Annotated in this window: 2 protein-coding genes; one reads left to right on the top strand and one right to left on the bottom strand. The window is 64.5% G+C overall.

The features are described from left to right. Positions 1–274: 274 nt before the first annotated feature. Positions 275–670 carry an ArsR/SmtB family transcription factor gene (locus ESO89_RS18285; RefSeq protein WP_004595752.1) on the top strand — a complete coding sequence of 132 codons (396 nt, stop codon included), beginning with the start codon at positions 275–277 and terminating at the stop codon, positions 668–670. Positions 671–683: 13 nt separating this feature from the next. Here the strand turns inward: ESO89_RS18285 and ESO89_RS18280 are convergent, their stop codons facing one another. After that, positions 684–1,682 (bottom strand): permease, encoded by a 999-nt coding sequence (locus tag ESO89_RS18280; RefSeq protein ID WP_004595753.1) that lies wholly within the window; start codon positions 1,680–1,682, stop codon positions 684–686. Positions 1,683–1,719 lie beyond the last annotated feature (37 nt).

The following is a 1,719-nucleotide window of genomic DNA, read 5'->3' as shown; positions in this document are numbered from 1 at the left end:
AGCGGCCGCATCGCGCCCGAGGTGGTCTCGATGTCGGTGTAATTGACCCGTTTGTAGGAACCGGTCACGGCGAACACCCTGTAGCGGCGCATTCGGTCGTATCGTTGCTCGAGCCTGCCGAGATGGTCGTTGTCGACCGCCAGACACCTGCCACAAGTCTCGTCTCTTTCACACGAGACAATATTTGAGAGATTACTATATTGTTTTCGCTGTCCAGCTATCAGTTGAGACGGCGCTCCGCAACGTTTAATCCCAGCTTGGTTCAATTGTTTGTATGTCATCTACCGAGCGTTTACAGCGGTACGTCGCCGACGAATGTGGCTCCTGTACAGATGAAGATCTCGCCGACCGGTTAGCGGAGCTAGAAGAACTGAACGAGAGCGTCGGCGGGTCGGACCTGGAGACCGATATCGAGCTACTGTCGGCGCTCGGCAACGAGACCCGATACAAGATCGTTCGGATGCTTCACGCGGCTGATGACGAGGAGCTATGCGTGTGTGAGCTCTCGCCGCTCTTGGACGTGAGCGACAGCGCAATCAGCCACGCCCTCTCGCAGCTCACTGATGCTGGCCTCGTCACGCGCCGGAAGGAAGGGAAGTGGCGGATGTATCGCGCCACGCCGCGTGCGAACGCGGTCCTCGTCGCTCTCGACGGGTCGCGGTCGCTGTAAGAAGGTTCCCGGCTCAGAGTAGCCCGGCGAAGACGGTGTTGAACAGCACACCGACGGTGATCCCGATCGTCACGACCGTCGTCGCGTAGATCGCGAGCAGCCGGCGTTCGAACAGCTTGTTCAGGAGGATCAGGTTCGGGATGCTGATCCCCGCCCCGCCGATGACGAACGCAATCACCGTTCCGATCGGGATCCCCGCCTCAGTGAGCGAGTGCGCGATCGGCAGCATTCCGCTGATGCTCACGTAGATCGGCGCACCGGCGAGTGCGGCGATCGGGGTCGCGAGCGGGTTCCCCGGCCCGGCGATCCGCTGGAGGAGCTCCGCCGGTACGGCGCCGTGGATCAGCGCGCCGATCGCGATCCCGACCGCGATGTACGGGAGTGTGTCGCGGAAGAAGGAGAGCGCGCCCTCCCCCGCGGCAGTCACGCGTTCCTTGTGGGTTCTGTTCGTCGCCGTCGTCCCGCACTCGCTACATCCGCCAGCGTCGGCTGCCCCCGACGTGTCCGAGGGAGTCGCTCCGCCGTCGGTCGCGATTTCACGACCGCCCGCGGTGATCCGGACGTCCTTGATATACCCGTCGAGTTCGAACGTCCCGATGATGAGTCCCGCGACGATCGCCGCGAGCAGCGCCGTCGTCACGTACGCGACGGTCACGCCGGTCCCGAACAGCCCGAACAGCAGGAACACGGCGATCCAGTTGACGATCGGGGAGGCGAGCAGAAACGAGAACGCCATGCCCGTGGGGGCGCCGGCCCCCAACAGGCCCGCCAAGACCGGGACGGTCGAACACGAGCAGAACGGCGTCACCGCGCCGAGGCCCGCCGCGAGGACGTTCCCGCTGCCGTGGTCGCGTGCGCGAAGCATCTCTTCGACGCGCTCGGGCGGGAGGTACTCCTGTGCGAGCCCGACGAGGAACGACGCACCGATGAACAGCGGCGTGAGGACCATCGCGAGGTGGAGGAAGTAGTCCCACGAGTCGAGCAGCGCCGCTTCGGTCCCCGGCGGGATCATCGGTCCTCACCTAACGCCGCGGCCAGATCGAGCAGCT

Source organism: Halorubrum amylolyticum, assembly GCF_004114995.1.
Classification (GTDB): Archaea; Halobacteriota; Halobacteria; order Halobacteriales; family Haloferacaceae; genus Halorubrum; species Halorubrum amylolyticum.
This window is presented reverse-complemented; position numbering and strand designations above follow the sequence as displayed.